Genomic DNA, 6,000 nt, shown 5'->3' on the forward strand with positions numbered 1-6,000 from the left:
CCCCCAGGGTATCGGCCGGTATCGGCCACCGGGGAACGGCCGGAAGCCGCGCTCCGCGACCCCTTCCTGTCACAGCGGTGCCACAGAGTCCGGGCACCCGCGCGCGCCCGTGAGGGCCGCTGGTTAGCATGGCTGGGTCGACACGACCGAATCACAATCCGTCGGCACGTACATGACCGGTACGGAACGACCGTGCGAACGACCGGTACGCAATCGACGGGGGCTGGGGCGACACCATGACAGAACGGGGCTCAGTGCGCTTGCGGCTGGACCGGCTGGGGCGCGAGATTGCCAAGTTCGGGGCCGTGGGGGCGGTCGGAACCCTGGTGAACTTCGCCGTCTTCAACCTGGTGCGGCACGTCACCGATCTCCACGTGGTGCGCGCGAGCGTGGTCGCCACGGTCGTCGCCATCGCCTTCAACTACGTGGGGTTCCGCTACTTCACGTACAAGGACCGTGACAAGAGCGGCCGCACCAAGGAACTCACGCTGTTCCTGCTGTTCAGCGCGGTCGGCCTGGTGATCGAGAACGGCGTGCTCTACGCGGCGACGTACTGGTTCGGCTGGGACGGCCGGCTCGAGGCCAACTTCTTCAAGTTCCTCGGCATGGGCATCGCGACGCTCTTCCGCTTCTGGTCGTACCGCACCTGGGTGTTCAAGGCCCTGCCCGCCCGCGAGACCACCGTTGCGCATGCGGAATCGTTCCTGGAGGAGACGGACGAGAAGCCCGTCGTGCGGCGTTCCTAGCGGATCGTCTTGTCCTCCGCTTCGCCGTCCGTGCTCCGCGAGAGCGGCGTACGGGACAGGAAGAGCCCGAAGACCGGCGGCAGTGTCTGCAGCATCTCCAGGCGGCCCCCGTCGGCCTCGGCCAGATCCCGGGCCACCGCGAGGCCGATACCCGTCGAATTGCGGCCGCTGATCGTCCGCTCGAAGATCCGCGCCCCCAGGTCGGCGGGGACGCCGGGCCCCTCGTCCGTGACCTCGATGACCGCCTGGTTGCCGGTGACACGGGTACGCAGCGCGACCGTGCCGCCACCGTGCATCAGCGAGTTCTCGATCAGCGCGGCAAGGACCTGGGCCACCGCTCCCGGCGTGCCCACCGCCTCCAGGTGCCGCTTGCCGGAGCTGACGATGGCGCGGCCCGCGCTGCGGTAGGCCGGGCGCCACTCCTCCAGCTGCTGCTTGACGACCTCGTCCAGGTCGAAGGCGACGGCGGAGCCCGTGCGCGGGTCGCGGGAGTTGGTGAGCAGCCGCTCCACGACGTCGGTGAGGCGCTCGACCTGCGCCAGCGCGATCGTCGCCTCCTCCTTCACCGTGTCCAGCTCCTCGGTGACGGTGATCTCCTCCAGGCGCATGGAGAGCGCGGTCAGCGGGGTGCGCAGCTGGTGCGACGCGTCGGCGGCCAGGCGCCGCTCGGCGGTCAGCATCCGCCCGATGCGCTCGGCCGAGGAGTCGAGGACGTCGGCGACCCGGTCCAGCTCCGGCACCCCGTACCGCTTGTGGCGGGGCCGTGGGTCGCCCGAGCCGAGGCGCTCCGCGGTCTCGGCGAGGTCGGTGAGCGGGGAGGCGAGGCGGTTGGCCTGGCGGACGGCGAGGAGCACCGCCGCGATGATGGCGAGCAGCGCCACGGCGGCGATGATCAGCAGGGTCCTGCCGACCTCGCGGGTGACGGCGGCCTTCGGCTCCTGGACGGTGACCTTCTCGCCCTGTTCGCCGGGGCGGGTGGCGCTGATGACCTCGCCGCCGGGGCGGGTGCCGATCTCGATGGGCTTGCGGCCGGGGATCTCGATGCGGGCGTACCGGTCGGTGGCGACCTGGTCGCGCAGGATCTCGCCGCTGATCTTCTCCTCGCTGATCAGCCGGCTGTCGACGATGCTCGCGAGGCGCAGCGCCTCGGAGTCGACGCGCTCCTGGGCGCTGCTGCTGATCGTCCTCGTCTCGACGATGACGAGGCTCACCCCGAAGACCGCGATGACCACGAGGACGACGGCGAGTGTGCTGTTGATCAGGCGACGGCGCATGCACCCAGTGTCTCGCGTGCGGGAAGCGTTTCAGGGGCGCGGGGAACTGCGCGACCAGCCCGGACGCGCCCGCACCCGCCGTCGGAGCACCGCGGGCAGACGCGTCTGCGGTTTCGTCGTGGCCGATCGCGCAGTTCCGCGCGCCCCTGGGGAGACTTCGGGTACCGCCCCGGAAGGGGTGCGGGTCAGCTCTTCTCGAAGCGGAAACCGACGCCCCGCACCGTCGCGATGTACCGCGGATTGGCCGCGTCGTCCCCGAGCTTCTTGCGGAGCCAGGAGATGTGCATGTCGAGGGTCTTCGTGGAAGACCACCACGTCGTGTCCCAGACCTCGCGCATCAGCTGGTCCCGGGTGACGACCCGGCCCGCGTCGCGCACCAGGACCCTGAGGAGGTCGAACTCCTTCGCGGTGAGCTGGAGCTCCTCGTCGCCCATCCACGCGCGGTGCGACTCGACGTCGATCCGCACGCCGTGCGTGGCGGGCGCCTCCTTCGGCTCGGTGGCGCCGCGCCGCAGCAGCGCCCGGACCCGGGCGAGGAGCTCGGCGAGGCGGAAGGGCTTGGTCACGTAGTCATCCGCGCCCGCGTCCAGACCGACGACGGTGTCCACCTCGTCGGCGCGCGCGGTCAGGATGAGGATCGGCACCGTGAGCCCGTCGGCCCGCAACCGGCGGGCCACCTCCAGGCCGTCCATGCCGGGCAGCCCCAGGTCGAGTACGACAAGGTCTACGCCGCCCTGCAGGCCTGCGTCGAGGGCGGTCGGGCCGTCCTCACGGACTTCGACCTCGTAACCCTCCCTGCGGAGGGCACGGGCCAGCGGCTCCGAGATGGACGCGTCGTCCTCGGCGAGCAGTACACGGGTCATGGAGTGATGGTAGTCCGCAGTGGACAACGGCAGGGCGGTGATCGCACAGTGGAGGTGCGGCCCTGCGGCTATGGGAAGCGATTCACAGAAACACCTTTGAATGTGCGCTGTTGGTTGCAGGGACACCTGTGATCCATCTCTCAAGTCCTTCCATATGCATCCCTGACGTGTCGTATGGTGACCCAACGCCTGATGCACTACTCAAGGACCTTTGGCCCGCTGTGCGCGCCTTAGGTCTCTTTTATGTGTGCGGGCCGGTTCCGGCCGGCCTTGAAAGGAATGACCTGTGGTCGGGCCCTGCGCGCGAGGTTGCGCCAGGGTGTGGATCCCGGAGTCACCGCCCCTCGCCTCTTCTGCGGGGTGAACTCCCCCCGGGCGTGGGGGTGGGCGGCATGACGACGGTGCCGACCGCCCCCCACCGGGCGCGCTCACGCTCCTGCCGCGCGCGTCCCGAACCCACGAGGATCGACCCATGGCGTCCAGCCTGACGAAGGACTCCGCCAGTACCCCTGGCTCCGAGAAGACCTTCTTCGGCCACCCCCGCGGACTGGCCACTCTCTTCATGACCGAGATGTGGGAGCGCTACAGCTTCTACGGCATGAAGGCACTGCTCCCGCTGTACTTGATCGCCCCCGGCGGCATGAACATGAGTGCCACGACGGCGACGGCGATCTACTCCGTCTACATGTCGATGGTCTACCTGCTCGCCATGCCGGGCGGCTGGATGGCAGACCGCTTCTGGGGTCCGCGCAAGACCGTCATCATCGGTGCCGCCGTGGTCATCCTCGGCCACATCACGCTGGCGCTGCCGAGCTCGGCCACCTTCTTCGCCGGTCTCGCGCTCGTCGCGCTCGGCTCCGGCCTCCTGAAGGCCAACATCTCCGTGATGGTCGGCCACCTCTACGACGGTCCGAAGGACCCGCGTCGTGACGGCGGCTTCACGCTCTTCTACATCGGCATCAACCTCGGCGCCTTCTTCGCCCCGCTGTCCATCGGCACGGTCGGCGAGAACGTCAACTGGCACCTCGGCTTCGCGCTCGCCGCGTTCGGCATGGCCCTCGGCCTCGCCCAGTTCATGATCGGCTCGCGCCACCTGAGCGCCCAGAGCAGCGTGGTCTCGCAGCCCGCGACGCCGCAGCAGCGCGCCACCGCCCTGCGCAACGGCCTGATCTGGCTGATCGTCGCCGCCGCGCTCTACACGTTCATGGGCGTGACCGGCAACTTCGCCGACTGGGCCCTGATGCCGCTGATCATCGCGGGTCTGGTCATCCCGGTCACCGTGCTGGCCCGCATGAAGCGCGACAAGGACCTCTCGCAGCTGGAGCAGTCCAAGCTGTCGGGCTACATCTGGTTCTTCGTGGTCGCCGCCGTCTTCTGGATGATCTACGACCAGAACGGCTCGACCCTGTCGATCTTCGGCAAGGGCTCGACGACGAACAGCCTGCTCGGGTTCGACTTCCCGACCTCCTGGTACCAGTCGCTGAACCCGATCTTCATCATGGCGCTGGCCCCCGTGGTCGCCTCGGCGTGGCTGTGGCTGAACAAGCGGGGCAAGGAGCCGAGCACGGCCGTCAAGTTCGCCTCCAGCCTGACGCTGATCGGCATCTCCTTCGCCGTCTTCCTCATCCCGCTGATCGACACCGCCAACAACGGCGGCAAGGTCAGCCCGATGTGGCTGGTCGCGATCTACTTCATCCAGACCGTCGGCGAGCTCTGCCTCTCCCCGGTCGGCCTCTCGCTCACCACGAAGATGGCCCCGGAGAAGTACAGCGCCCAGATGATGGGTGTCTGGTTCCTCGCGGTCACCGCGGGCGACTCCGTCACGGGCCTGCTGACCTCGCCGCAGCTGGGCGTGGACCTGAACAATTCGGGGGCGGTCGCCGTCGAAGCGATCATCGCCGTACTGGCGGGTGTCGGAATCTGGACGTCCCGCAAGAAGGTCAAGCAGCTCATGGGCTCGGTCAACTGACCCTGTCGCTGTGAGAAAGGGCCGCTGCTCCTAGAGCAGCGGCCCTTTCTGCTTTCTTCAGGTCTCTTCAGGCAGACGCGTGCGAACAGAGGAACGTCCCGCCACCCGCACAGGTGGTGCGGAGGCGTTGCGCGGGAAGCGGGCGGCCGTGCGGTGCAGCATCTCGCCATGCGTCGTACGTTGCTGAGCGTTGCCCTCTGTGGGGCGCTGTTGTCGTCGAGTGCCGCCGCCCAGGCGGCCCCCGAGCCGCCGCACGGGCAGCTCTTCCGTTACGGGGCACACCCCCGCCAGAACATCACCGTGTACGGCGACAGCGGCCCCCCGCTCGTCATCCTGCACGGCGGCTACTGGTCGAAGGACACCGACTGGAGCGGGTGGGCGCGGTGGTTCGCGGCCCGTGGGTTCACCGTGTACGACACCGACTACCGGCTGACCTCGGACGCGGTCTGGCCCGCACAGCGCGACGACGTCCTCGCGGCGCTGCGCTGGGTGGGGCTGCGGGAGGGCGGCGGGCGGCCGCTGGTGCTCGGGTCGTCGGCGGGCGGGCACCTCGCGCTGCAAGCCGGGGCGTACGGGGCGGGGCGGGCGCGGACGCGCGGTGTCGTCGCGCTGTCGCCCGTGGCGTCCCCGTACCGCGCCTGGCGCGACGGCGCGCGCCCCGGGGCCTCCGCCGAGCGGCGGGCGCTGCGGGGGGCCGCGGAGCGGCTTGCGGGGTGCGTGCCGGACGGCGGGGCGGGGCGGGCGTGCCGGGCCCGGTGGGCCGACCTGTCCGTCGCGTCCCACGCCTCCGGCGCGGACGACGCGCCGCTGCTCCTCATCCACTCCACGGGGGACTTCGTGCCGCGGGCCCACTCCTCGGAGCTCTCGAGTGCAGAGGCCGACGCGGGCCTCAGCGACATCACCCTCCGCACGGTGTCGGGCTCCGCGCACGGGGGCCCGCTCCTCCGGGCGCCGGGGATGGCGCAGTCGATCCTGCGCTGGCTGCGGGCCCATGCGTAGCGTCTGCGTCTGCCTACGGCGGCTCGTCGGCGGCTGCGGGCCGCCCTGGGCCGCTCGCGCAGTTCCCCGCGCCCCTGACGGGGCGCCGGAGGCGCCCTTTAAGGGGCGCGGGGGACAGCGCCGCCCCGCACCCAACGCCCCCCCCAGGG

At 70.2% G+C, this 6,000-nt stretch carries 5 protein-coding genes; 3 read left to right on the forward strand and 2 right to left on the reverse strand.

Features of this window, described 5'->3' with window-relative positions:
* The first annotated feature begins 236 nt into the window (after positions 1-236).
* Complete coding sequence (locus ABZV77_RS28960) at positions 237-746, forward strand: GtrA family protein (protein ID WP_356262838.1); 510 nt, start codon at positions 237-239, stop codon at positions 744-746.
* On the opposite strand, the gene ABZV77_RS28965 is transcribed toward ABZV77_RS28960, so the two are convergent.
* Positions 743-2,020: an ATP-binding protein gene (locus ABZV77_RS28965; RefSeq protein WP_356262841.1), complete on the reverse strand. Its 1,278-nt coding sequence runs from the start codon at positions 2,018-2,020 to the stop codon at positions 743-745. The two genes, ABZV77_RS28960 and ABZV77_RS28965, sit on opposite strands and share 4 nt — an antisense overlap.
* A gap of 185 nt (positions 2,021-2,205) precedes the next feature.
* Positions 2,206-2,883 (reverse strand): response regulator transcription factor, encoded by a 678-nt coding sequence (locus ABZV77_RS28970; RefSeq protein WP_055567988.1) that lies wholly within the window; start codon positions 2,881-2,883, stop codon positions 2,206-2,208.
* A gap of 472 nt (positions 2,884-3,355) precedes the next feature.
* Here ABZV77_RS28970 and ABZV77_RS28975 point away from each other — a divergent pair, with 472 nt between their 5' ends.
* Together ABZV77_RS28975 and ABZV77_RS28980 are read left to right on the forward strand one after the other, a co-directional pair.
* The gene (locus ABZV77_RS28975; RefSeq protein ID WP_356262844.1) at positions 3,356-4,852 is read left to right on the forward strand and encodes an oligopeptide:H+ symporter; all 1,497 of its coding nucleotides are present in this window, start codon (positions 3,356-3,358) and stop codon (positions 4,850-4,852) included.
* Between the two features lie 168 nt (positions 4,853-5,020).
* Positions 5,021-5,851 (forward strand): alpha/beta hydrolase, encoded by an 831-nt coding sequence (locus ABZV77_RS28980; protein ID WP_356262847.1) that lies wholly within the window; start codon positions 5,021-5,023, stop codon positions 5,849-5,851.
* The last annotated feature ends 149 nt before the right edge of the window (positions 5,852-6,000 follow it).

It is taken from the genome of Streptomyces sp. NPDC004732 (genome assembly GCF_040609235.1).
In the GTDB taxonomy this organism is placed as follows: domain Bacteria; phylum Actinomycetota; class Actinomycetes; order Streptomycetales; family Streptomycetaceae; genus Streptomyces.